23 protein-coding genes and 1 tRNA gene are annotated in these 25,044 nt (G+C 55.1%); 11 read left to right on the top strand and 13 right to left on the bottom strand.

Annotated features, from left to right (window positions below; translation table 11 throughout):
- Nucleotides 1-200: 200 nt before the first annotated feature.
- Entirely contained in the window at nt 201-500 is a 300-nt protein-coding gene (locus AC2FFF_RS17215; protein ID WP_281973623.1) for a hypothetical protein, read from the bottom strand.
- 568 nt (nt 501-1,068) lie between these two features.
- On the opposite strand from AC2FFF_RS17215, the gene AC2FFF_RS17220 reads away from it, so the two are divergent.
- The 3 genes from AC2FFF_RS17220 (at nt 1,069) to AC2FFF_RS17230 (ending at nt 2,726) form a co-directional block, all read left to right on the top strand.
- Nucleotides 1,069-1,584, top strand: a complete 516-nt coding sequence (locus AC2FFF_RS17220; RefSeq protein ID WP_142638993.1) for a DUF805 domain-containing protein — start codon at nt 1,069-1,071, stop codon at nt 1,582-1,584.
- Nucleotides 1,585-1,644: 60 nt separating this feature from the next.
- Nucleotides 1,645-2,427: a hypothetical protein gene (locus AC2FFF_RS17225; protein ID WP_281973624.1), complete on the top strand. Its 783-nt coding sequence runs from the start codon at nt 1,645-1,647 to the stop codon at nt 2,425-2,427.
- 107 nt (nt 2,428-2,534) lie between these two features.
- Complete coding sequence (locus AC2FFF_RS17230) at nt 2,535-2,726, top strand: DUF1194 domain-containing protein (RefSeq protein ID WP_425595613.1); 192 nt, start codon at nt 2,535-2,537, stop codon at nt 2,724-2,726.
- A gap of 698 nt (nt 2,727-3,424) precedes the next feature.
- On the opposite strand, the gene AC2FFF_RS17235 is transcribed toward AC2FFF_RS17230, so the two are convergent.
- The 7 genes from AC2FFF_RS17235 to AC2FFF_RS17265 all read right to left on the bottom strand — a co-directional run bounded on the left by AC2FFF_RS17235 (nt 3,425) and on the right by AC2FFF_RS17265 (nt 10,332).
- On the bottom strand, nt 3,425-4,357 hold the full coding sequence (locus tag AC2FFF_RS17235) for a DMT family transporter (protein WP_281973625.1): 933 nt from the start codon (nt 4,355-4,357) through the stop codon (nt 3,425-3,427).
- 131 nt (nt 4,358-4,488) lie between these two features.
- A complete protein-coding gene (locus AC2FFF_RS17240) occupies nt 4,489-5,247 on the bottom strand; it encodes an alpha/beta fold hydrolase (protein WP_142638987.1) in 759 nt (252 codons plus the stop codon).
- Between the two features lie 278 nt (nt 5,248-5,525).
- The gene (locus AC2FFF_RS17245; protein WP_142638985.1) at nt 5,526-6,284 is read right to left on the bottom strand and encodes an SDR family NAD(P)-dependent oxidoreductase; all 759 of its coding nucleotides are present in this window, start codon (nt 6,282-6,284) and stop codon (nt 5,526-5,528) included.
- A gap of 18 nt (nt 6,285-6,302) precedes the next feature.
- Nucleotides 6,303-7,124 (bottom strand): ABC transporter permease, encoded by an 822-nt coding sequence (locus tag AC2FFF_RS17250; protein ID WP_142638984.1) that lies wholly within the window; start codon nt 7,122-7,124, stop codon nt 6,303-6,305.
- A gap of 7 nt (nt 7,125-7,131) precedes the next feature.
- The gene (locus tag AC2FFF_RS17255; protein ID WP_496883010.1) at nt 7,132-7,983 is read right to left on the bottom strand and encodes an ABC transporter permease; all 852 of its coding nucleotides are present in this window, start codon (nt 7,981-7,983) and stop codon (nt 7,132-7,134) included.
- Nucleotides 7,984-8,021: 38 nt separating this feature from the next.
- Nucleotides 8,022-9,185: an ABC transporter substrate-binding protein gene (locus AC2FFF_RS17260; protein ID WP_281973626.1), complete on the bottom strand. Its 1,164-nt coding sequence runs from the start codon at nt 9,183-9,185 to the stop codon at nt 8,022-8,024.
- A gap of 34 nt (nt 9,186-9,219) precedes the next feature.
- Nucleotides 9,220-10,332, bottom strand: coding sequence for an ABC transporter ATP-binding protein (locus AC2FFF_RS17265; RefSeq protein ID WP_281973627.1), 1,113 nt, complete (start codon nt 10,330-10,332; stop codon nt 9,220-9,222).
- A gap of 153 nt (nt 10,333-10,485) precedes the next feature.
- Between AC2FFF_RS17265 and AC2FFF_RS17270 the strand changes: the two genes are divergently transcribed.
- The 3 genes from AC2FFF_RS17270 to AC2FFF_RS17280 all read left to right on the top strand — a co-directional run bounded on the left by AC2FFF_RS17270 (nt 10,486) and on the right by AC2FFF_RS17280 (nt 13,047).
- Complete coding sequence (locus tag AC2FFF_RS17270) at nt 10,486-11,241, top strand: helix-turn-helix transcriptional regulator (RefSeq protein ID WP_281973628.1); 756 nt, start codon at nt 10,486-10,488, stop codon at nt 11,239-11,241.
- Between the two features lie 247 nt (nt 11,242-11,488).
- Nucleotides 11,489-12,673: a primase-helicase family protein gene (locus tag AC2FFF_RS17275; protein ID WP_496883011.1), complete on the top strand. Its 1,185-nt coding sequence runs from the start codon at nt 11,489-11,491 to the stop codon at nt 12,671-12,673.
- Nucleotides 12,673-13,047 carry an HNH endonuclease family protein gene (locus tag AC2FFF_RS17280; protein WP_496870816.1) on the top strand — a complete coding sequence of 125 codons (375 nt, stop codon included), beginning with the start codon at nt 12,673-12,675 and terminating at the stop codon, nt 13,045-13,047. Before AC2FFF_RS17275 ends, AC2FFF_RS17280 begins: the two co-directional genes overlap by 1 nt.
- A 187-nt stretch (nt 13,048-13,234) precedes the next feature.
- Here the strand turns inward: AC2FFF_RS17280 and AC2FFF_RS17285 are convergent.
- Nucleotides 13,235-13,309 (bottom strand) — tRNA-Gln (locus AC2FFF_RS17285).
- Between the two features lie 438 nt (nt 13,310-13,747).
- Nucleotides 13,748-14,269 carry an SH3 domain-containing protein gene (locus tag AC2FFF_RS17290; RefSeq protein ID WP_142638974.1) on the bottom strand — a complete coding sequence of 174 codons (522 nt, stop codon included), beginning with the start codon at nt 14,267-14,269 and terminating at the stop codon, nt 13,748-13,750.
- A gap of 137 nt (nt 14,270-14,406) precedes the next feature.
- Between AC2FFF_RS17290 and AC2FFF_RS17295 the strand changes: the two genes are divergently transcribed.
- The 5 genes from AC2FFF_RS17295 to AC2FFF_RS17315 all read left to right on the top strand — a co-directional run bounded on the left by AC2FFF_RS17295 (nt 14,407) and on the right by AC2FFF_RS17315 (nt 22,771).
- Nucleotides 14,407-15,393, top strand: a complete 987-nt coding sequence (locus AC2FFF_RS17295; RefSeq protein ID WP_281973630.1) for a 2-hydroxyacid dehydrogenase — start codon at nt 14,407-14,409, stop codon at nt 15,391-15,393.
- A gap of 51 nt (nt 15,394-15,444) precedes the next feature.
- Nucleotides 15,445-17,238 (top strand): gamma-glutamyltransferase, encoded by a 1,794-nt coding sequence (gene ggt / locus AC2FFF_RS17300; RefSeq protein ID WP_281973631.1) that lies wholly within the window; start codon nt 15,445-15,447, stop codon nt 17,236-17,238.
- Between the two features lie 27 nt (nt 17,239-17,265).
- Nucleotides 17,266-18,678, top strand: coding sequence for an FAD-binding oxidoreductase (locus tag AC2FFF_RS17305; RefSeq protein ID WP_281973632.1), 1,413 nt, complete (start codon nt 17,266-17,268; stop codon nt 18,676-18,678).
- A 97-nt stretch (nt 18,679-18,775) separates the two neighbouring features.
- Entirely contained in the window at nt 18,776-20,122 is a 1,347-nt protein-coding gene (locus tag AC2FFF_RS17310; protein ID WP_281973633.1) for a hypothetical protein, read from the top strand.
- 141 nt (nt 20,123-20,263) lie between these two features.
- Nucleotides 20,264-22,771, top strand: a complete 2,508-nt coding sequence (locus tag AC2FFF_RS17315) for a GcvT family protein (protein ID WP_142638964.1) — start codon at nt 20,264-20,266, stop codon at nt 22,769-22,771.
- Between the two features lie 65 nt (nt 22,772-22,836).
- Here AC2FFF_RS17315 and AC2FFF_RS17320 read toward each other — a convergent pair whose 3' ends face one another.
- The 3 genes from AC2FFF_RS17320 to AC2FFF_RS17330 form a co-directional block, all read right to left on the bottom strand.
- Nucleotides 22,837-23,172: a carboxymuconolactone decarboxylase family protein gene (locus tag AC2FFF_RS17320; protein ID WP_142638962.1), complete on the bottom strand. Its 336-nt coding sequence runs from the start codon at nt 23,170-23,172 to the stop codon at nt 22,837-22,839.
- 68 nt (nt 23,173-23,240) lie between these two features.
- Nucleotides 23,241-23,894 (bottom strand): DUF938 domain-containing protein, encoded by a 654-nt coding sequence (locus tag AC2FFF_RS17325; RefSeq protein ID WP_142638960.1) that lies wholly within the window; start codon nt 23,892-23,894, stop codon nt 23,241-23,243.
- Nucleotides 23,891-24,958, bottom strand: coding sequence for an NAD(P)/FAD-dependent oxidoreductase (locus tag AC2FFF_RS17330; protein ID WP_142638958.1), 1,068 nt, complete (start codon nt 24,956-24,958; stop codon nt 23,891-23,893). Before AC2FFF_RS17330 ends, AC2FFF_RS17325 begins: the two co-directional genes overlap by 4 nt.
- Between the last annotated feature and the right edge of the window lie 86 nt (nt 24,959-25,044).

Below are 25,044 nucleotides of genomic sequence, written 5' to 3' on the forward strand. Positions count from 1 at the left end.
TGCTGTATTTTGGAACTGAAACAATGGCCACAAAAGTGCAAATGATCGCAATTACAACCGAGTTGGTTACGGACATTTTCTACAACCTTAGCATGATTGAGCATGTTAAAACCCAATCCTATTACGAGGTTTGAATGTCTAAGCTTGCCGTTATTCAAATTTGATCACGACTGGTGCTTTCGAGATACACAGCGAACAGACTACAATGCGCCTTCGTCGCCAAGGAACTCGATACCAGCTGTCGCGCCATCACTGTAGGCAATGCAATTCCACGGAGCGCGATCCTCACCAACGCCTACAGTGACTTGTGTTCCCGCCTCGCTAAACGCGGATGAGAGCACCACGACTTGCGAATTGTTCGTCGTGTTGGCTACATCCCGTAAACATGCCTGCTGAGCGGGCGTGAGCTCGGCGGACGCGCTGGACGTACTCGTGTCGTCGCAGGCTGCAAGCAATGCGAAACATGTCACGCCTGCAATCATAACCTTCTTGTTAGTCATTTTTTTCTCCCTCAGGTTCCTTTGAAATTAGTGAAATTGGATGCGCATGTTTGAAGCTTTGGCGTCTGTGCAGCCAACAGAACACACCTCGATCCTTTGACTACCTTTCCCAAAAACTTGCCGCGGGGGGCTTGGCGGGCAGAGCGATTTTACTTTGACTACCGAGACCGCCAACAACGTGTGATGGCCGTATGACGTCACTGGTAAAAGCTAGAGCGAACTTGGGAGAGAGGGCGAGTACGTTAAGTCTGAGCATCGTGTTCTCCCAAGCCAGATTATTGTGAAGTGCCTTCCGACCGCCGGCACTCACTCCAGCAGTCGGAAGGGCCCGGTAGATCGGGCGACAGCGACAACAACGGAGGTAAAAAAAGTTGTGTCGAATTCGTATGTTCGAATATATTTTTTCATAAATCAATACTTTTTCCGCGCGTAAACTTCTTTACGCTCTCGTACGATAGGCTTCTGCTTTCAAACAAAAAAGTAAGTGGGAGTCCCCAGAGGGGAGAGTGTGTTCTCCTGAGCGGCGAAATGTTTTGAGGCCGCACAGAAACTGAGAAAGGAATGAAAGATGGGATTCGGTGAAGCAGTTAAAACGTGTTTCTCGAAATACTTCCAGTTCTCCGGGCGGGCTATACGCTCAGAATACTGGTGGTTCTTCTTGTTTGTGGTTCTCGTAAGTGCCGTTTTTGCCGGGTTGGATTCGATCCTGTTCGGGACAAACCCCGAAACAGGCCAAGGATCTCGGGTTCTGTCCTCTGTTTTTCAACTGGCCGTTCTCATTCCAATGCTAGCCGCCGGTTGGCGGAGGCTGCATGATACAGGACGACCTGGTTGGTACTTGCTGCTGCCGATGGCGCTCAGCATTACAACGCTTTTTGTTATGCTGGGTGGGGTGGCGTTCTTTTCGGTATTGGAGCAAGGGACCGAAAACCCCGATGCATTGCGAGGACCCGCGGCAGTCCTGGGCTTGACCGGTATTGTCGTTGTCTCAATTCTGCAATTCGTTCTGTCCATTCTGATGATCTGGTGGCTGACACGACCTTCCCAAGAAGGCGCAAACGAATACGGCGCACCTGCTTCCTGACCTCGCTGTGGGGGCAACAGGTCGGAATCTCTGCTGAATGAAAGTGCAAACCGCAACACCATGGAGAGAGAAAATGGTTTCCGACCGATTTCCATTGGAACGCTAATGATGGCAATGGCGACCACAGCATCGGCGGAGTGGTCGTTCAGTTCCGGGCCTAATCCCAATGCATTTATTCAGACCGGAAACATGACGCTGGAGCTTCAGTGTAACCGTATTCGCTTTGCTCCAGCTGGATATGAGGACAGCAAGGACATTGCGGAGAAGCAAGGGCTTTCCATTCGTTTTTTGAAGAACGGCACCACCGAGGTTGGGGCATTTCAGGTTGGCGCTGAAAACGCTGTGTTGCAGATCGTTGACAATTATCCCGTCGAGATCAGTTTCAATAGTCAGCAGGACTATGGTTTTGTATTGGACCAGCTTGCGGCCAATGCATCGGTTAATTTGTCGATGATTGATCAAGATGTCAGCTATGGAATCTTCGACTTAAAAGGTTCCAGCGCGGCAATTCGGTCCCTTCGTTCTGAATGTGCTTCGGATGCCAGCCAGGGAGCCTCCTACGAAGCACCCGAAGGCATCGTCTATTGTGGAGGCGGAGCGATAGAACGCGTGATCGAACCCATGATTTTGGAAAACCCGGAGGGGGAGTGGGACGCACGAGTAACGGTCAACGGCGAGTTAATCAGAGCCATGACGGCCCACAGTTACTTCGGAAACTCCGAGCCACCGGCCGGATTTGTCGTCGCCCTGCTTGGGGAAGACAGGTCCGAATTTCTGATTTTTAGCGAAGGCTCGGCAAACTGGCTGGAGTACGGGGACTACAGGTATGATCAGTGCAATTGATGCCACCCTCCAACCAGCTTCCCAAATAGTGCGCCAGTCGAAAGGTTTGGTTTCCGCGATTGTACTTGCTTCGGGCCTTGTTTGGACCTCACCAGCTGTCGCGGCTGATGTTTCGCAACTTCCGCCCGGTTTTGCGGGCCCGTGAGGCAGTATTGTCGAAGTCGATTATTATAAATGGGTTACCGCTGATGACCCAAGAAGGTATGGGGAGTCAGTGGCACTTCGACGATCTTGACGTCTACTACCAGAACTGTGTGACAGGCGGACCTGGTTTATTCGTAGTCCCGGTGCTTGACTAGCAGGGCTTTGCGGAGGCCGTACGACGAAAATTGGTACTGGAAATTGGGTCAGCGCCTGCAACAGGAGAGGTTATGAAGGCGCAATATACCTCACCCTCAGACTATGACTGCCTGATTGGCGAGAAGATCTGGGAACGGAACCAACAAATCTGGAGCGAACCCTAGAAGCGGCCTTTGCATCAACCACCCGAGGCTCGATACAAAAAGCCAGCAGCAATTATCTGAGGAAAACTAGTGTTCTGCGCTTTCAATAGAAATGCACAGATGGTGGTAGCATCTTCGATGCAGTGTGAGTAGACAAACTTATTTACATCGATTTGCACGAACCGAGTGAAATTTGCACGCTTATGGTTAATTCGCAATCATAGAACGACAACAGGCTCTTGGGGCTAAACCCTCCGAGAAACTGGGGCGGTTTCGGGGGCATTTTGCGAAGCGCGGAACGAGGACAAAGGACGAGTGAGCACGGGGCATTTCTGACCGCTAGAGAGGCCGCTGCGAGACCACTAGAGACCCGCCCACTGGTGCTGAGACGACCGCTGGCGAGTCTCGTTCCGGGGGCTGACGGGGGTCGCTGGTGCTGGCGGGTTGGGGGTGTCCGCTACTCAAAAATAGACCCGACGCTTGGCCGGGTCAGTTGGTGACGGCGAGGATCGTCACTCCGTAATGTGGTGGTCAATAGTATTCTAGAAAGCGCCTCATTCTGCTTGTTGGGGCTTGCGCCTGACAAAGCGGGAGAAAAGCCGGCCGTCGGTTACAGCAAAGCCAAGGGCAATGATGGCGAACCCGACCCAAGCCTCTGGCTCCATCTTTTCACCCAGGAATGAAACGCCAAGGCCGATAGCGAACGGTGGAATCAGTAAGGTTACCAAAAGAAGGTTGGCAGCACCTGCGCGCGCAAGGATTGCGAAATAGAGAACATAGGCCAGTGCTGTTGATAGTGCGGCCATCCCAAGAAGCGCAGCCCATACGCCAGAAGACAGAGCCAAGTTTGGGGGGCCATCCATCACGAGAACAATCGGGATCATAAGCACTGTGCTGCCGATCAGCATACCAAGCGCATTCACCAGCGGTGGTTGGCCCGAAAGAGCAGTCCTGCCCCATACACCGGCAAATGCATAAGAGAGCGTCGCCCCAAGAATAGCCAGCTGTGCCAGATTGCTCGGATTGAACTCGGTCAATGCGCTTGGCCCCATAATGAAGGCCACCCCCAAAATACCCAGTGCAGCACCTGCTATCTTCTTCGGAGTCAAGGGCTCGTCCTTAAGAAGCAAACCCGCCACGACCGCTGCAAACATTGCTGTCGTTGCATTTAGGATTGAAGCCAGCCCGCTGTCGATTTGCGTTTGCCCCCAGAAGATCAGCGAGAACGGAATGGCATTATTGAGCGCCCCCATTACGAGGTAAGCGCCCCATGCCCGAGGGGTGCGTGGAACACTCAGTTCTTTGAATATGACGATTAGCGCAAGAATAGGAACCGCCCAAAAAACCCTGTGCAATGTAATTGTAAGTGGTGGCACCTCTGACAGGGCTACTTCACCAAAAAAGAACGACCCGCCCCAAACCGCGGCGAGCAAAAGCAGCATGACGCTGGCTGTAAAATCCATTGCTGGCATGGGTTGGTTTGTCATGTCTTCTGAATCCGTCACTAACTATTACCTAACGGATTAGCTTACGTGACCGCGACACCGCGACCCGTTTCTTGCGGAAATCCAATACAAAGCCAACTTTCATCTATCCAATTGTGAACGGCTGCGTTCGCCTATCGGTGGAGTGCCTCAGCAATCATTTCCGCAAGCCTTTTGGGCTGATCTACGCTCGCCCAGTGAGTGGCGTTTTCGAGAATAATCCGATCCATCTTGTTTTCTTCCAGCCACCGGACGGTGCTGTCCGGACAGTTGTCAGGATTGTAGAGATAAATCACATTTGCCGCGCTTTGCAAAAGCTCGCCGGGCACGCAGCCTGCTGAAAAATGCCGTGCGTCGGTGCCGAGTTGCCACAGCGCCAGAGTATCGGCCTTCGATACTTCATTACGATACCGTCGGATGATTGGTGCCGTTTTCGCCATTTCATCAAGCCGCTCAAGAAAAGCTGCACGAAACGCAACCGGATCACTGTAGTCCGCGGCAGTTCCAGAAAAATAGGCATCCTCGGCGGTGATATTACCCTCTAGAGAAATAATGGTTGTCAAAGGACAGTCGGCCCTTTTGGCGGCCAGGGAGGCTATGATTGAAGCAACCGAATGAGCGACAATGATCTCAGCTCCGTGCTTGATCGCTTTGTCGGCGACGGTTTGTGCAAGTGCTTCAAGAGTTGTTGCCTTTGCCAGAGGCTGAGCGCCAAATCCCGGAAGATTGATGGGTAGCAAACGATAGCTGTTGGCGAGGTGGGTGTCAGCCAAACCTTCAAACATGCTCGCATTGTCACCAAAGCCTGCAACACAGAGAATGGCGGGTCTTTCATCGTTCACTTGACTGGGGTGTTTGGTCATTTTGGCTTCCAGAGCATCGTATGCAGACATTAACACGGCTCCGCAGTATTCGACAATTTGGGCTCACTCCCTGGTTTCGCCGCCTGAAGCGCGAACTATGGCTCCTGATTTCCCAACGTCCGTGCATTGAACGACATGACACAAGATCAAAGACTTGCCCCGATCCTCCTATGGCCGGTCTCGATCAGCCGATCACAACGGTATTGCCGCGCGAGCAACGGGCCGAGCTGAGCCCAAAGCGGACTGAAATGTGCTCGCAAAAAATGAAGTGCGGCGATAGACATTCTCTTGAGTGGTCCAACCCATCACTAAATGCATTCACCGCCATCGATAACCAAGGCTTGCCCAGTCATAAAAGCGGATTCATCTGAAGCTAGATAGACGATCCCATGGCCAATCTCTTCAACTGTCGCCCACCGGCTCATAGGGATCGCCTGCTCGATGTAGCTTTCCAGTTTGGCACGGCCACCCATCTGCTTCTCGAAGCCTGCATTGAAGGGGGTGTCCACAAATCCTGGACAAAGGGCATTGAAACGGATTGCATGGACAGCGTAATCGGCTGCCATCTGCCGGACCATCGCAACAGCTGCGTGCTTTGTGGTCGCATAGGCGATCATACCCCGGTCGTATTGAACGCCAGAATTGGAAGCAGTGACGATCACGCTGCCTCCACCTTGTGATTTCATATGGGGGACGGCTGCACGCGCGGCAATGAAGTGGGCGCGGACGTTCAATGCCCAAGAAGCATCCATTCCAACCGGTTCCACTTCTTCCAGCGTTCCTTCGATCTGTAACCCAGCATGAGAGTGCAACACGTCAAGCCGACCGAAGTTTTTAACTGCTTCGTCTATGGTTTTGGTAAGGGCATCGTCATCGGTTACATCAAGCTGTAAGGCAGATGCTTGATTTCCCTGTGCAATGATCTCGGCCACAGTGGCGTCAGCAAGTGTTGCATCGCGATCCGTTACCATGACATGCGCACCCTCTTGCGCCATTGCCATTGAACCCGCCCGACCAATTCCCGATCCCGCGCCCGTCACGAGCGCGACTTTACCTGCAAGCCGCATGTCACTTGGCTCCTTTATTTAACTATTCGATTTTGAGGCGCCTCGGCGCAAAAGAAGTTGCGCAGTAACGAGAAGCAAGAGCGACGCGCCCATAACCATAGTGCCTATGGCATTGATCTCGGGCGTTACGCCGCGCCGGATGGATGAGAATATGTAGATTGGCAGGGTTGTTTCTGAGCCAGCTACGAAGAACGCGATGATGAAATCATCAAATGAGAAAGTGAAGCTGAGCAGGAAGCCCGCCAAAATTGCCGGGGCTATCAACGGCAGTGTCACCTGCCGAAAGGTGCCCCAGGGCGTCGCAAAGAGGTCCGCCGAAGCTTCCATGAGCGCGCGGTCCATACCCGATAGCCTTGCACGTACGATGATTATGACCAGCGCCATTGTGAACATGGTGTGCGCAGCGACAAGCGTGGGCATCCCCATGGAAAGTTGCGGGGGATTTGCTCCATCGGGCCATAGGCTGGCAAGAACTGGGTTAAGCCAGCCGAATACGGTAACCAAGGCAATGAGCGTCGCGATACCGATGACGATACCGGGTATCATTATCGCAACATAAATCATCGCGTCGAACAAAGTTCGGAGCCATCCCTTAACCCCTTGTAAAGCGATGGCAGCCATAGTTCCGAGAGTGGATGCGAGGCAAGCAGTTATGAATGCTGCAAGCAGACTGGTCTCGAGCGCGTCCATAACAAATGGGTTGTTGAGCGCTTTGCCATACCATTGGGTCGAGAAACCCATGAACTGGCTTGCGTGTCGTCCGGCATTGAAGCTGAAAAGCGCGATGATGCCGATGGGAATATAGAGAAAAAGGTAGACGCAAATCGCGTATAAGCGCATCGGATCCTCACATCAGCGAGACATCTTCGCGCTGGCCACCCAGACGCGAGATGAATTTCATGTAAATTGAGACAGTGACAAGCATTACGACAACCAGAGTCATTGCGACCGCCGATCCGTACGCCCAGTTTCGAGACTGCAGGAACAGGTCCACCAACGCATTTCCGACGAAAAAGACCTTTCCGCCACCTAAGATCGCTGGGATCAGAAACTCGCCCATCAGCAAGATGAAGACCAGCATGCAGCCAGTTGCGATACCAGGTACCGACAAAGGAAGTGTCACCTGACGGAACGTACGCCATGGGGTAGAGCCGAGATCAGCCGAGGCTTCCAGAAGGCGTTTATCCAGTTTGTCCAAGCTTACAAAAATTGGGAAAACCATCAAAGGTAGATACCCATAGACAATCCCAACAAGCACGGCGAACGGCGTATTTATCAGGCGGACATCATCGATGCCGATCGACTCCAGTAAAGCGGGCAAGCCACGCCCCCCAAGGATGAAAATCCATGCGTATGACCGGATCAGGATCGATGTCCAGAACGGCACGATCACCAGGATCAACAGCGAAGTTCTCCACTTTGGTGGACAACGCACCGCAAGAAAGTAGGCGAGCGGGTAGGCAATTACCAACGCAGCGATAGTCCCCAGAGGTGCAAGGATCAAAGTGTTCTTAAACGCCGTCCATCGCGCAGGAAGGTTGGCATATTGTTCCAACGTGAACGCTGGAACATAGCCTCCGGCGGCACCCCGTTCGCCAAAGGAAAAGACGAAGACGACCAGCAGAGGAAGGGCAAGCATTACCAAAAGCCATATTCCTGCCGGTGCCAGCAACAGTGCTTTTCTGCCTCGTTCGGTCATATTGTCCTCGTCTTTTCCGATATTGGCGGCCTTGCCGCTTAGGCCGACTTGAAGCGGGCGAGCAACTCGGCACGGTTTGGATCGGTTAGCGTAGCCGCCGCGCCGAACTCGAGCGCACTCAGAAGGTCAGCTGCCGGATAAAGGATCGGATCTTCCAGCAATTCCTTCGGCAGCAACGCATTGGTGCGAGCATCAGCCGATGGATAGCCATGAGCGAGGACTTCTTTCGCATTAACTTCCGGGTTCAGCAGGAAGTCGATCAAGGCATAAGCGGCATCCATATGGGGTGCGCCCTTAGGAATAGCGTAGTAGTCGGACCAGAGTTCACCGCCCTCAGCTCCCAGAACGTAGGCGATTTCAGGCATGTCGACATTCATCTGCTTGCCGTCACCTGTCCAGCACATCGTCATCCAGGCGTCACCGTTACGCATCGGTGGCTGATAGTCCGACGAGATTGCAAACAGATGCGGTTTAGCATCCAGCAACAATTTCTCGGCATCGGCCAGTTCCTTCTCATCGACCGAGTTGAAGGAGTAGCCGAAGTATTTCAGGGCATTACCGATGGTGGTGAGTTGGTAATCATGCACCATTGTCCGACCTGAGTAACCTTCCATAGTAAGGTCCCAGAACTCTTTCCATGTGGTTGGAGTCGGAGCGCCGTCAAGCTTGCTAGTATTCACTGCAAAGCCGGTCGTGCCCCAGTTTTTCGGCACCGCGTAAAGTTGGCCATCGACAGAGCCGGCATCCGAAAAGCGTTGTTCGAATGAACCTGCGTCGTAGTTTGGCAGTTTGGACGTATCGAGCGGGATGATCAGATCTTCGCCCACATACGTAGTGATCGTGTAGTTCGTCGGTACGAAAACGTCCCAACCAGACCCACCTGCCTGCAGTTTTGCCAACATCTCTTCGTTCGAGCCAAAAACATTGACCTGAACATGAGCGCCAGTGGCTTCCGTGAAGGCTTCGAAGTTCATCTCGTCATGGTAGTTCGGCCACGTGGCGAGGATCACTCGGTCGCCAATGTCTCCGGCAGCAAATGCCGGGCGTGGACGCAACCCAGGCATAGCCGTGCCCAGAACGGCCGTTGCCATCCCAAGACCTGTCACGCCCAAAAAATGTCGCCGTGTGACCGAACCCTTTTGGTACCGGCGAAGCTCTTCCATGAACTTATGCTTGGAAATAGTCCCATTATCCTTGGTCATTGTGAACCTCTCTGTTGTTGGATTGCGGGATTTGTTAATTTTCCAGGATCAGCAGTGCGCCTTCGCCCCATGAAACAAAGGCCTGCTCTCCCGCATTGAACGTCCCCTCGTTCAATTCCGCTTGCCTTGGCACAAGTACGTGGAAATCACCCAGTGCTTCGTTGCGCGCAAGGTATTCTGTGTGCTCCCCAAGGAAGATCCGATTTTGAATGGTAACTGGCAGAGCGATTTCATCTGCGGGTAGCGCGCGGGTCAGCGTGATCTGTTCAGGGCGGATACTGACGCACACTACCTGCCCTACATCGATTGGGATCTCCGGAGTTCCGTGCACCTTTTGGCCACTCGCTAAACGCACAGTGATTTGCTCGGCTGCTGCGTCAGTTACGGTTGCATCAAAGAAATTCGAGGTGCCTACAAATCCTGCCACATAGCGGCTGCGGGGCATGTCATAGAGTTCACGTGGGCTGCCTACCTGCACAATACTGCCGCCTTCCATCACACAAATTCGGTCGGACATTGAAAGCGCTTCTTCTTGGTCGTGCGTGACGAGGACAAAAGTTATTCCTAGTTGTCGTTGCAGGTTCTGCAGTTCAAACTGCATTTCTTTTCGAAGCTTTCGATCCAGAGCAGCCATTGGTTCATCGAGCAGCAAAAGCTTGGGCTCGTTTACGATCGCACGCGCCAAAGCGACGCGTTGCTGCTGACCACCAGACATCTCCCAGATGCGACGTGGGCCAAATCCACCAAGACGGACAGTTTCCAGCGCTTGCTCAACCTTTGTCGCGATTGTTTGTTTGTCTACGCGTGGTCGTTGTTGGCGCAGGCCGTACGCGATGTTGTCGAACACACTCAGGTGAGGAAAAAGAGCGTAGTGCTGAAACACCATGTTGACTGGGCGATGGTGCGCATCCAAGTCGTTGACGACTTCTCCATCGAGCAACACCTGACCTTCGGTTGGCTTCTCGAAACCTGCCAGCATTCTAAGTGCAGTGGTTTTGCCGCAACCAGATGGGCCTAAGAATGACAGGAACTCTCCTTTCCCAATGGAAAGATTCAGGTCTTTGGCAGCGACCACATTCCCGAAGGTCTTGGTCACTCCTCGGAGTTCCGCAATCGTCTGCATGGTGACGCTCATGTCAAAGCTCATATACTGCCGTTTTCCTTTTGCTTGATTTTTTGGCATTTACTGGCATACCACTCAAACAAGAAAAAAGTAACAATAACTCGGAATAACTGTATATACCACAATTGGGGTATAGGGGTGCTTTTCGAAAATCTGGAGCTGCGTGTGTACGATTGGATGGAGGAGGCCGGCAGGGTCGTGGAGAAGATCGGAACCCCAGAGTTTCCCTGTGTTTTAGCAGATGGCTTACGGCAGGTCGCGCCATTCGATTTTACTGTAGTGTTTGGCCATGTCGGAACCGAAGCACCAATAGACCTTCACGACGATTTCCCCAAAAGCAAACGGCGTATTTTTGTTGAGGACTACCAAGCCGGGCCCTACGTACTTGATCCATTTTTTTTGGCCGCGACAAAACCGATAACACCGGGTCTGTACCGCATGCGCGATATCGCACCGGACAGGTTCTATCAGGGCGAATACTATCGCAGCTATTACAAAAGGACTGGGTTAGCAGAGGAGATTGGCTACTTTATCGATATCCCAAGCGCTGGGATGGTTGTGGTCTCGCTCATGCGAGCAGAGAAGCCTTTTTCCGCCAAGGAAATTCGCCATTTGCACGCTCTATGGCCGCTCGTTCGGGCAGCCTGTTGCAAACATTGGAGTGACTTTCCATCGATGGCCCGCGGCGCCGCAGCGAATGGCGTTAGTCGTCGTGTCGATCTAGCATTCCAGGCATTTGGCGATGGCGTTCTGACACCACGAGAACGAGAAGTTGTTGAGTTCACATTGAAGGGCCATTCGGCAGAAGCTGTCGGCACAATTCTCGGCATCTCTCCAGGCACAGTCCGCATCCACAGACGCAACATTTACGCGAAACTTAGGATCAATTCGCAGGGTGAGCTTTTTTCAAAGTTCATTGAAAAGGCACTTTAAAAGGTTCCTTGAACACCCACTTTGTCCGTATTGTCGACCTTGCTACCGTGTGATCCGGAACGCCCCAACTCTACCTGAGGCGGCAACTGATATCGAAAAGGACGTGGCATTACTTGCTCGGCAGATCAGCAAGTGGGTTGTCCGCTATAAAAATCAGTTCTATCTACCTGAACGTCCCTCACATCCTCTGTCGCAGGCGGAGGCCAAACGTATCTGCTTGGGTAGGATGCGGAGCAACTACCCCACGATGGAGTTTACTCCAGGCCATGTGCGAGCGGTGTTTCAGCGGGCTTTCGAAGAAATCCACGATGATCCTAGCCAGAATGTTCGGATATGGAACGGAACTACGAAATGCCGCCCCGACATCAAAGAGCCGATCATACCTGAGGGCGATACAGTTGCTCTCAACGCTTGGAATGAACCGGCCTATCGCGACCTTGCAGTGGCCGACGCTGACACGACTATGTTCGATCGGTTTCTTGAGCGTATCTTCGGCCACGAGGCTGACCGCCGCGTCGTCAAGGATTGGGTTTCGTGGGGTCTTCAGAATGAGGCTGAGAAACTAGCTTGGGCTTTGTTCTTTTACTCCCGATTTAAAGGGACAGGTAAATGCACCCTCTGCACCCTGATCACCAAGCTGTTCGGGGAAGAAAACTCGATCACGCAAAACAGCGTTGCCAAGCTGACCGGGAAGTTCAACAAGCCGATTCTGGACAGTAAGCTTGTGGTATCAGAGGAACTTCAACTGAAGCCGGATTCACCACAAGGGAACACCCTGAAGACTTACATCACAGAACGGGTGACAGTCTCGGAGGCCAAGGGGCGAGAGGTCGAAAAGGTCGATCAGTGCTGCTGTTTCGTCTTCACGACCAACCATCTTCCGCTTTGGATTGAGGGCGGTGATCGTCGTTACTACGTGGTCGAGGTTGATCATGATGGACATGCGTCCGGGCCAGAGGCTGAAAACTTCGGTAACTTCATTGGCGAGTTCAACGCATGGATGGACCAACCGGAGAATGTCGCTCGGCTCTATAACGGGTTGATGGAGCACCGTCAGTCGAATGACTTTAACCCCCGCTCACTGAACCTGTCGCTTATCAAAACACCGGTTATGCAGCAGATCATGGGTGCGTCTCGGGAGGTGCTTCTGGTTCGTCTCGAGGAGCATATCAATGGGCTTGGTCGCTTCGCCATACCTCAGGAGAAATTGACTAAGTTATTCATCGAAGATCTGAAGACCAATCAGAACCGCATTCGTCACATGATGCCTGAACTTCGATGGCGTTCTGAAAACGTGAAGTGGGGTGGTGTCGATCATGCCCGGACGGTCTGGGTTCATCCCGACTATCAGGTCGCTGGTGGACGGGTGAGAGGTTCGGTTGGTTATGACCAACCCATCGACCCAGATGAAGACGAAGTGGAGATCATCTGATGAGAGCGCCTTTGTTCATCGCGATGGATCGGCATCAAGAATGGTACACGGAACTGATCGCCAACCATCACCAAGAAGCCACTGAGAGAGTAGAGGAGCTGTTAAATGAAACTGAAGAAGATGAAAACGGCTGCTGGGTCACGCCAACTGTTGGACCGAGAAAGCTACGATTCCGAGGACAACAGGATCGCGCATACAGGTTCGTTTATTGCATCCTTCATCGGCTTGCCGCCACCCGCGATCAGGTGATCCGGCACCGCTGCCATAACCGTCGCTGCGTGAACCCGCGCCATCTGACCATCGGTGACCGCCGTGATAACCTTGAGGATGAGCGTGACCGGCAGGCGAACGGGGTCGATTGGGGTATGCTATAGACCTGTGGCTATGCAGAAACCTCGACTTCGGAACAGCTAACCCGTTCCTCCCGCAACGTGGGAGGGGCACCCCCGCAGAACCCGCTATGATTGTTAACGGGTGGTTCGGGTGGCTGGGGCATAAACGGGGGCATTTCTCGGAGGGTTTAGCCCCAAGAGCCTGTTGTCGTTCTATGATCTGATGAACTGGCTGGGGTGGTAGGATTCGAACCTACGATACACAGTACCAAAAACTGCTGCCTTACCACTTGGCTACACCCCAACGGTGAGGCGCTATCTACGATTGTTGTTGGTAGGGTTCAAGAGCTTTCAGGCAAAAAAATTAGGCCAGTTATAAAAAAAATTCAGAGCATCTTTCACGGGTCATGTTAGCAGCACCTCTTCCTGCCCGAAGGTGTTGAACATGGTTTGACGGCAACGGCTGTGAATTGGCTCTTCCGCCAAAGAAGCATGACTCTGCGGACAGATGTTGAACGGCTGGGCCGGGCGAGGATTCGTCTGGCAGGCGGACAGGAAGCAGGTTTTCGATTGGTTTAACGAGGGCGAGTGGCAGTCGCGAATGTGGTCTTTCTGGCGCTGCACCCCTTTGTTGCGCCTCCTGCTTACGTAGGGCCGCCCAATGCCGAAGCAGATAACAAGAATAAGCAAGTTCGAGAGTGGCGGATCGGGAACTTCATTGCCGGTTGCTCTGAGATCAGCGCTACTCGCGAATCTCTGAGGGATCGACGCCCCAAAGGTTGGATTTCAGGGCCCAGCCACGATATCCACCTGCAGAGATGCGACACCACTCGATCGTGCAGGTTCCAAGCCGCGCGACAACGCCGGTTTCAAACCGCGCACTGACCTGCGAGTTTGGGTCCGGGTTGGAATAGACCGGCAGCAAGTCGGATTCGATCAGTACTGTGCGCACGCCAGACAACAAGGCGTAATGGACCCAACCCCCTGCGCCATCGCGGTCCTGAACCTTTCTCCAGTTGCCATATTCCGCCGTCACCTGCAAAGGCATCCCGCGCCGTTTGAACACCCAGTCGATTCGATGCGACAGGGATGGTCCTCTGCGCACGTTTCCCTCGGCCGCTTTCATGGAAACATACCGTGGCAAAGGCAGATTCGTGACCTGGCCGCGCTTATCCTGTGCGCTGGCCACAAAGGGACCAAGCACAAGCAAAATTACTGAAAAAAGCGCCAGAATCCGGCGATTTACTGGTAGGAGAACACTCACTGACAGTCTGCTCTTATGCCTGTTAATTTTGCTTCGAAAAAAGGTTGGATCAATGCCCAGGGGTTCTTGTGCCCCGCCCTATCCTGCGCCACGATGCCATGACGCGCGAAAGTTTGCAAAGCAGTGGGAGTACACAGGTGCCTAGAGAACGTCTGAGTGTTGTCGTTACGCGACGGTTGCCCGAGGCTGTTGAAACCCGATTGAGCGAGCTGTTCGATGTCCGGTTGCGTGCGGACGACGCACCCATGACCCGAGAAGAGCTTGTAGCGGCCGTACAAGAAGCGGATGTACTTGTACCAACGGTTACAGACTCGATTGATGGCGGATTGCTGGGGCGGGCGGGTGAAAGGCTGCGACTGATCGCCAACTATGGGGCAGGGGTTGACAATATCGATGTCGCAACCGCCCGTCAGCGCGGCATCCTTGTGTCGAATACGCCCGGTGTGCTGACCGACGATACTGCGGATATGACTATGGCGCTGATATTGGCCGTGACCCGCCGCATCCCCGAGGGGCTGTCCGTCATGCAAAAAGGGGACTGGCAAGGATGGTCACCCAACGCGTTGCTGGGTGGGCGGATCGGTGGGCGGCGTCTTGGCATTTTGGGGATGGGCCGGATTGGTCAGGCGGTTGCCCGTCGTGCCAGTGCCTTCGGAATGCAGATACATTACCACAACCGTCGTAGGTTGAGACCGGAGACAGAGCAAGAGCTTGAGGCGACCTATTGGGAAAGCCTTGATCAGATGGTCGCACGGATGGATGTGATCTCGGTCAACTGCCCGTCTACGCCTTCGACTTTCCACCTGATGAATGCCCGGCGGCTAAAGCTGATGAAGCCGAGTGCAGTGCTAGTCAATACGTCACGTGGCGAAGTAGTCGATGAAAACGCGCTAACCCGCCAAATCCGGTCAGGCGATATCGCAGGTGCAGGTCTTGACGTTTATGAACACGGAACGAAGGTGAACCCTCGCCTACGGCAGTTGCCGAACGTGGTTCTGTTGCCGCATATGGGATCTGCCACGCTTGAGGGGCGGATCGAAATGGGTGAAAAAGTTATCATAAATATCAAGACATTCGAAGACGGCCACCGACCACCGGACCAGGTTGTTCCGTCCATGTTATAGTACGCGGCTTGGTGGCCGGACGATACAAAGTCAATTTTTCAGGAGGATACTATGAAACGAAGTCTGATTTCGGGATTGCTTTTGGCAACCATGACCTTTGCCGGGCCGTTGGCCTCTCAGGAAGCTGCGGATGCAGTTGCACCCGAGGGTGGTACTGACGGGCAGGTTCAAGGCCTGACCGCAGAAGTCATAGCCTCACTCGAAGCGAAATTGGCCGGTGAACCCGTGACGTCGCAGAACTGGATGGTGGCCGCGGCCAACCCTCTGGCGGTTGAGGCTGGGGCCAAGGTGCTGCGGGCAGGCGGTTCGGCGGCTGATGCGATGGTTGCCGTGCAGGTTGTACTTGGTTTGGTCGAGCCGCAATCCTCGGGCCTTGGTGGTGGTGCATTTCTGGTCTGGTATGATGCGGCCTCTGGCAAGCTGACAACACTGGACGGACGTGAATCCGCCCCGCTTGAGGCCACCCATCGTCTGTTTCAGGACGAGAATGGCGAACCGCTGAAATTCTTTGATGCGGTTGTCGGGGGACTTTCTGTCGGCACACCCGGCACCCCGGCTTTGTTGGAAGAGGCGCATCGCCGCTGGGGCCGCAGTCCGTGGCCCGGCCTGTTTTCTGACGGCATTAATTTGGCTGATGAGGGTTTTTTGGTTTCCCCTCGATTGGCCAGCCTTGTTGAGAATGACGCGGAACGCCTGTCGCGATTTCCCGAGACAGCCGCGTATTTCCTGCCGGAAGGACAGCCGCTTGCACAGGGGCAGCGGTTGACGAACCCGGCCTATGCGGAAACGCTGCGCATCATGGCTGCGGAAGGATCAGCTGGATTCTACGGAGGAGAGATTGCCGCCGGGATCGTCAGCACGGTTCGCAACGCGCCTGGGAATCCGGGCGTGCTGTCTGGTACAGATCTGGCGCTTTATCAGGTCATCGAACGTGACCCCGTCTGTGCCACCTACCGCGTTTATGAAGTCTGCGGAATGGGCCCGCCATCCTCAGGGGCGCTGACGGTTGGGCAGATTCTGGGCATGTTGAACGGCTATGATCTGGCAGCGTCAGGCCCCGAAGATATCAGATCCTGGCGGCTGATTGGGGATGCTTCGCGTTTGGCTTTTGCCGACCGTGGGCGCTATATGGCTGACCATGATTTTGTCCCGATGCCGACACAGGGGCTGGTCGATCCTGCCTATTTGTCCGAACGGGGCGCGTTGCTGAGCGGTGAGGCCGCATTGATCGACGCCGTTCCGGGGAATCCCGAATTTGACCATGCCTCGAACTGGGCGGATGATATCTCGCTGGAACTTCCGTCGACCTCGCATATTTCGATCGTGGACCAGTATGGCAATGTGCTGTCCATGACCACGACGATCGAAAACGGCTTTGGATCGCGGCTGATGACCAACGGGTTCCTGTTGAACAATGAGCTGACGGATTTCTCGTTCAAAACCCACAGTGATGGCGTTCCGATTGCCAACCGTCTGGAACCGGGCAAACGCCCGCGCTCATCCATGAGCCCGACCATTGTGATGCAGGACGGTGCACCGGTTCTGGCCATCGGATCGCCGGGCGGAAGCCGGATTATCGGCTATGTTGCCAAGTCGATCATCGCCTGGGCAGATTGGGATATGGATGTGCAACAGGCCTTGGCACTGCCGCATCTGGTCAATCGTTTCGGCACGTTCGACGTGGAACAGGGCACCGGGGCCGAAGGGCTTTCGGATGCGCTGACCGAACTTGGCTATGAGGTCAACGCGCGTGATCTGACATCAGGTCTTCATGCCATCGAGATCGGGGACATGTTGACAGGCGGTGCCGATCCGCGACGTGAGGGCATTGCGCTGGGCGAATAGTCTAGCGGCCAGTCAGAAAGGGAAAGCATGGTGCAAGCAAAGTCGCTTCGGCGAAACGAGGCGGGGATTGAAACGGTCGTCGGCATTCTGAAACAGCAATTCGGCGACCGTTTGCAAACGGGTCAGGCGATCCGCGAGCAGCACGGGCATACGACCACATGGATCGAAAACCAGCCCCCTGATGCAGTGGTGTTTCCGCATTCGACCCAGGAAGTCTCGGAAATCGTCAAGGCCTGCGCCACGCATAAGGTCCCTGTGATTGCCTTTGGCACCGGAACCTCGCTGGAAGGGCATGTGAACGCGCCAGCCGGTGGCATTTCGGTTGATCTGTCTCAGATGAACAAGGTACTGGCCGTTCATTCCGGTGATTTGGATTGTGTCGTGCAACCAGGTGTAACGCGAGAAGAGCTGAACACTCATCTGCGTGATCAGGGTCTGTTCTTTCCGATTGATCCCGGTGCGAACGCCTCGCTGGGCGGTATGGCGGCGACCCGTGCCTCGGGAACCAATGCGGTGCGCTATGGTACGATGAAGGACAATATCCTTAGCCTTGAGGCCGTGATGCCGGACGGGCAAATCATCCGGACCGGGCAGCGGGCCAGAAAGTCGTCGGCCGGGTATGACTTGACCCGCCTGATGGTAGGCGCAGAGGGCACGCTGGGCATCATCACAGAACTCACTCTGCGTCTGCAAGGCATCCCCGAAGCGATCACCTCGGCGCGTTGTGTTTTTCCTTCTGTCGACGCGGCATGTCAGGCTGTAATGATGACGATCCAGTACGGCGTTCCCGTGGCCCGGATCGAGTTGTTGGACGAGGTGTCGGTGAAGGCCGCAAACGCCTATTCGGGACTGGCCTTACCGGAAACCTCGCTTTTGCTATTGGAGTTTCATGGATCGACTGGTGGTGCGGTCGAGCAGGCTGAGACATTTGGTCAGATCGCCGAAGAGTTCGGCGGCACAGATTTCGCGGCCACTTCGACAACCGAAGAACGCAACAAACTCTGGCAGGCACGCCATGATATGTATTGGGCCAGCTTGCAGTTGCGCCCCGGTGCGCGGGGCATATCAACCGATGTTTGCGTACCGATCTCGCGACTGGCAGAATGCGTGACTGCGACCCGGAACAAGGCCAAGGAACTTGAGCTTTTGGCGCCGATTGTCGGGCATGTGGGGGACGGTAATTTTCACACCTTGCTGTTGATCGATATGGAAAACGCCGACGAAGTGGCCAAGGCGGACGGGTTTGTTGGGTGGTTGAATGACCTTGCGATCGAGATGGAGGGAACCTGTACCGGGGAACATGGGATCGGGCAAGGAAAGCGGTCATACCTGGCCAAGGAGCTAGGGGCAGCGCTGACCTTTATGGAGGCGGTGAAAAAGGCGCTTGATCCCGACAATATCATGAACCCGGGAAAAATATTTCCGGCTAGGGACGGGTAAAAACCGCGCGGATTATTCCGTATCTAGGCCACAAGGATGCCTCAATTTTCAAAGATTCTGCGCGAAATAAGCAGTGAATGAATATTGAGGTAATTTGATGGACGCGTTGCGGCTGATCGGGTTTGCGCTGATTGTTGGATTGGTTGTCGTCGGGCTGGATTACTACCAGCAGGATAAGAAACACCAAGGTACGCTGTCGGCAAACGGCTATGTGGAAACGCTCAAAACGCGGTTCGCCCTTTATCATGAAGAACTGGATGCCGAAGCGGCAGAACGCGACCGCCAGAAGCGTTGGCGCGCAGGGGGCAAGCCCTATATGCCGGTCCCGGATTCAGAGCTTTCGCGTCGGGCAATAATGGACAGTGACTTCACGCTCGATGCGCGTGAAGGGGGGGGCTTGAAATCAGTCAGTGAGGCCGCGCGCCCGCTTGCCAGTAAGGTGGCGGTTCAAAAAGCTGAAATACAGGCCAAAAAACTGGATAAGGTAAGCTGGGTTTATGAAAAGGCTGGTCACACTTACTGGATTGAGATCAAACTGCGGCAGGAGGCTTCCGCGGATTCACTTGCGGGCAATATCGCAAGATCGATCGACTCGATGGATTTCGGCGCCAGCAATTATGCTCCGTTCGGTGTGATCGGGGGCGTTGCCTATTTTCAGTTCGTCGAAGCTGAGTACAGCCCGATCCATCTCGATGTCCGTAAAGTCTGGTCGATGATCACTGCCAAAGTGACGGATCTGACACAGCCGGTTGGGTTCCAGATCTATACGGGCACCCTGGGTCTGGGTGAGGAAATACGTGTTGAGATGTACACGGATGCCCCTGAGCAGGATGTGCGCATATTCCTCAGCCAGCTTGACTATGATGGGATGAACGCGTTGCTTAGCCGGCCGGTGCCTGGTGTAGGAAACGAGGCGGTTACCGACCCGGATGGCGGCATAGAGCGCGCCTTGCAAATGGCCGAAGTCCGGGCCGAGTTCACCCGGCTGCGCAGCGAGATTGCTCAGTTGCGGATCGAAAACATCAACGGGTTGGCCTTGCTTGCCAATACAATGGCGGCACAACACGGGTTGCCATCTGATGCTTTCGATCTGACCGCAAACAATATCCAATCCCCGGATGATTTGATCCAGATCGGGTATCGCAAAGGGTTGGCTGGCCTGGAAATTGAAAACGCAGATGCGGATGGTTCTGGCGGCAGTGTTTTTGGGCGACTTTTCGGGAAACTAACGGGTGGGTCGGAAGAAAAAGAGGTCGAACCGAAAAGCTCGGGCGGTTTGTTCGGCGGTTTGAAGTCGTTTTTTAAAGGTTCAGAAACTGCCGATGCTTCTGGGAAACGTGTGAACGAAGCATCCGAGATTCGTGTGAACAAGGGTGGAGCAGGGTCTTCGGGCAAATGCGCCTTCAAAGATGCGCGCAAGACCTGCTCGCTGTCTGGCGGCTGAGAAAGTTCAAAACTTTTAGGAAAAACGACCCCCAGATGTCTGAGGGTCGTTTTTTTTATATCACTGGTCGGATGAATGTCGCGCGGTGGGCGCTGATTGCGCCATATGGTGGCAACAGATTCCAAGGGGAGACACCCGGCTATGAAAACCCAAGTCAAAGCACTGGTCGTTGGCGGCGGCGCCGTCGGCACTTCGATTGCCTATCATCTGGCCAAGGCAGGCTGGGACGATGTCATGCTGATCGAGCGGGACGAACTGACATCAGGCTCGACCTGGCATGCGGCGGGTTTGCTGCCGCTGTTCAACATGTCCTATGCGACGACGCATATCCACAAATACTCGGTCGATTTCTACAAGCAGCTTGAGGATGAGACCGGCCTGAACGCGGGTTTCGCCGTGGTTGGCAACCTGCGCATGGCGCAGACCCAGGAGCGCATGGACGAATACATGCTGTACGCGTCCACCGCCGAAACCTGTGACGTTGCCTATGAATGGCTGACTCCGGACCAGATTAAGGAACGCTGGCCGCTGATCGAGACCTCGGACCTGAAGGGCGCGATCTATCACACCGAGGACGGCTATATTAACCCAGCAGACGTGACACAGGCGATGGCCAAGGGTGCGCGTCAACGCGGTGTTGAGATCGTTCGCAAGCTGCAGGCCGATGCCTTCCATTGGAATGGCACTCATTGGGAAGTCACCTGCACCAAAATGGTCGAGAAGGGCGGTAACCTCATTCCGTCGGATGAGCAGGTGGTTATCACCGCCGAGCATGTCGTGACCGCATCGGGCAACCACGCACAGCGGACCGCGAAAATGCTGGGCATCAAGATGCCCGCGATCCCGGTCGAACACACCTTCATCGTCATGGACAAAGACCCTGAGCTGGTCAAATGGCGTGAAGCGGGCAACCCCGAACACCCTGTTGTCCGCGATGCCGACAACGAATCCTACGCACGCGAGGAACGCGGCGGCTGGATTTTGGGGATCTATGAACATGGTGCGCCGGCGCAGTTCGAACACGGCGTGCCGGACAGCTTCCGTGCTGATCTGTTCCCGCTCGATCTCGACCGGATTGCAGATCAGTATATGGCAATGGCCGAGCGCGTGCCGTCCTGTGCCGAATCCGGCCTGAAAGACGATTTCAACGGCCCGATCTGCTACACGCCCGACGGCAACCCGCTGGTTGGTCCGGCTCCGGGTCTGCGCAACATGTGGCTGGCCGAGGGGTTCTCGTTCGGTATCACCGCCGCAGGCGGCACCGGATACTATCTGGCCCAGATGATGGTCGATGGAGAAGCCGAGATCGACATGGCCTCGCTGGATCCCAAACGCTATAGCAGCAACTGGATGACCACCGAGTTCGCGGCGCGCAAGAACGAAGAGTGCTATGAGCACGTCTATATCCTGCACCACCCCGATGAAGAACGTGCTGCCTGCCGCCCGCTGCGGACTGTTCCGGCCTATGACCGTCAGAAAGCGCGTGGCGCACAGTTTGGCTGGGTTAACGGCTGGGAGCGCCCGAACTATTTCGGTCCGCTGGATGCACCCGAAAACTTCGACCATGATGCCCGCTCGTTCCGCCGCGGTGGCTGGTGGCAGCATGCCGTTGACGAAGCAAAGGCGATCCGCGAAGGCGTTGGCCTGATCGACGCATCGGCCTTCACAAAGCATGTCGTCAAAGGCCCCGGTGCGACCCAGTTCCTGGATTGGTTCACCTGCAACAAGCTGCCCAAGGTCGGTCGTATCAACCTGACCTACGCGCTGACCTCGCACGGTACCACCCGCACCGAATACACCATCGTCCGTAACGGCGAGAACAACTACTACATCGTCTCTGCTGGTGCCTGGACTGAGTACGACGCCGATTACCTGCGCAAGGCGGCCGAGGACAAGATGGAGGAGTTCGGTTACATCGAGATCCAAGATGTGACCACTCAGTGGGGCGTTTTTGCCATCGCCGGACCCAAATCGCGGGACGTTCTGAAAGAGGTCATCAAAGACGCCGATCCGGAAACCGCACTGTCCAACAAGCGCTTCCCATGGCTGTCGGCCCGTCAGATCGAACTGGGCATGTGCCCGGTCAACGCGATCCGCGTGGCCTATACCGGTGAGCTGGGTTGGGAACTTCACCACCCGATTGAGATGCAGAACTACCTGTTCGACCTGCTGGAAAAAGCCGGTGAGAAGCATGGCATGAAGCTGGTTGGTGCCCGCGCCCAAAACTGGCTGCGTCAGGAGAAATCCTATCGCGCGTTTGGTACCGAACTGGGCCGCGACGCGACCCCGCTGGAAGCCGACCTGCCGCGCTTTGTCGATCTGTCCAAAGACTTCTATGGCAAGGCCAAGCTGGAAGAGACTGGCGTACGCGTGAAATGCTGCACCCTGCTGATCGACGGACCGGAGGATGCCGATCCGTGGGGCCGTGAAGTGCTGTATACGCCGGAAGGTGAACGCGTCGGTCGTCTGACCTCGGGCGGTTATTCGGTGGCCTTCGAGAAATCCATCGGCATGGGCTATGTGAAGCCCGATCTGGCGGTGGAAGGCACCAAGCTGAAGGTCAAGCTTCAGGACAAATTGTGGGATGCAGTCGTAACATGCGACAGCCCCTATGATCCGAAAAACGAGGTCATCCGCAAGGACGGCTGATCTGGATAAGAACGGCGGCACCTTTTTGGTGCCGCCTTCAAATGCCCGCAGCACGCGGGCTTTTTTCATGCACTCAGCTCGTCGAAGCAGTCCAGCGCCTTAGAGGCGTACATCATCGACGGCCCGCCCCCCATCTGAACCGCCATGGACAGAACGTCCGAAACCTCGTCACGTGACGCGCCGGCTTTGATCAAAGCTTCGGTGTGCAGCATGATACAGGGTTCGCATCGGTCCGCTATGGATATGCCAAGAGCGATGAATTCTTTGGTCTTGTAGTCCAGCGTTCCGCCTTGCTTGACCGCCGCGCCAAGCGCACCGAAGGCGCGGGCGGTATCAGGGATTGCGCCGTTCAAATTGCGAAGACCTTTTCGCGTGTCGTTGATCTTTTCCTGCCAGGGCATGCTACATTCCATTTAACATCGTGTGTTTGGAATATGTTTAGTTGGCCTCGGTCGGGCTTTGATCTGGATCAGGTGTCAGATTTTTCCACGATGAAGGCCAGGTTATTTGCAGGCATCTCCGCGACTTCCAGGATTTTCAGGTCGTGATTGGCCAAAAGCTCAGAAACGTCTCCGTCGTTTTTATATCCGATTTCAGCATCCTGCTGGACCAGAGCTGTATGAAATCGTTGATCCCCCGCGCTGGTCAGGCGATTGTTGCGCATGAAAGGACCATAAAGGATCAACCGGCCATTCGCGTTCAGTGCTTGCGCTGCCTCACCGACAAGCGTTTCCACTTCGGCCCAGCTGATCAGGTGCAAGAGATTGATCAGAACGATCAGATCCCTGCCGCCAAACGGCTGATGCCAACCCTCGATGGTTGCATCCAGAACTTCTGCTTTAGACACATTCGGCAGGCCCGCGGTGTAGGCATTGATGCTGGCCCGCCGTTCGGATTCAACCTCACTGGGTTGCCAATGCATGCCGGGGCGGCACTCGGCAAAGGCTGCGATGTGCTGACCGGTGCCACTTGCCAGTTCCAGCGCTTGTCCGGTCAAAGGGGCGAACTGGTCCAGAAGATCACACAAAGCCCCGACGTTACGGCTGGCTGCCGGAGCGACCAACTGACCGTTCTCTCCTACAGTCGCGACGCTGGCGTTGGAGGGTAACGGGCGCTTGTTCATCTGTGCAACCTGTCTGGTCTCAGAGAGGCGATGGTCGCCGTGTCCAGACTTGATTGGTTGCCGACTGTCAGATCCGCTACCAGTTGGGATGCAGCAGGGGCCGTCTGAAACCCGTAACCACCCTGACCGGCAGACCAGATAAACGTAGGATCGGTCGGATCGGGCCCCAAAACCAGGCTGCCATCCGGTGCGAAACTGCGCAAGCCCGCCCAGTTGGTTTCGACCCGTGTCACAGGCTCGGTGACCATTGCCTCGTACCGGGCCAAGCCCTCGGCCAGAACCATGTCATCGGCAAACGCATCATGGGCGGCGGTCGGATCGGCATCGGCAGGTGAGACCAGCAATTTGCCCGCGTCGGGTTTAGCATACCAGCTTTCGCCCGCACCCAACATCATGGGCCAGGCGCGCAAGTCATGCCCGCCGGGGGCCGGGATACGGGCCATTGAGCGGCGGCGCGGCTGGATACCAATCGGCGCGATACCGGCCATCGCCGCGATTTCGTCAACCCAGGCGCCGGCTGCATTGACGATGTGTCGTGCCTCAAAGCTCTCGGTGGCCTCGACGATCCAGTGCCTATGTTTGCGAATTGCCGTGACGCTTTGCCGGGTCAGAACGGATCCACCATTCCCACGGATCGTCCGGGCGAAATCCTGCATCATGCGGTCGGTATCTATATCTTGTTCACTGTCGCTGTGCGCCGCGAACCCGACGGTTTCGGGGTTCAGGATCGGGATAAGGGATTGTGCCGCGTCAAAGGAAATCTGTCGGCCGCCAAGTTGATCGGCATCCCGGTGAAACACATCGTGTTGGTCTTTCCCGCCGATCAGAACCCAGCCGCGTGGCGACAGATAGTCATTCGTCTCAAAATGTGCTGCGCTGGCAAAGTTGAGGGCAATAACAGCAGGCGGACCATAGGCGGGTGCAAACATAGCCGCGGACCGGCCTGATGCGTGATAGCCCAGCGCCTCTTCGCCTTCGAGCACGGTGACCTGGCCGCGCTCTGACAACCGCGCGCCCACGCTAAGCCCGGCAATACCGCCGCCGATAATCAGGAAATCTATCATGTCGCCCCTTTGCTGGCCGCAGTCGTGATTTTCTGACGTCGAATGCGCCCTGCACGACCGTAGAATTCTAATTGAGACTTTAAGCA

Source organism: Ruegeria sp. YTSA226, from assembly GCF_059609905.1.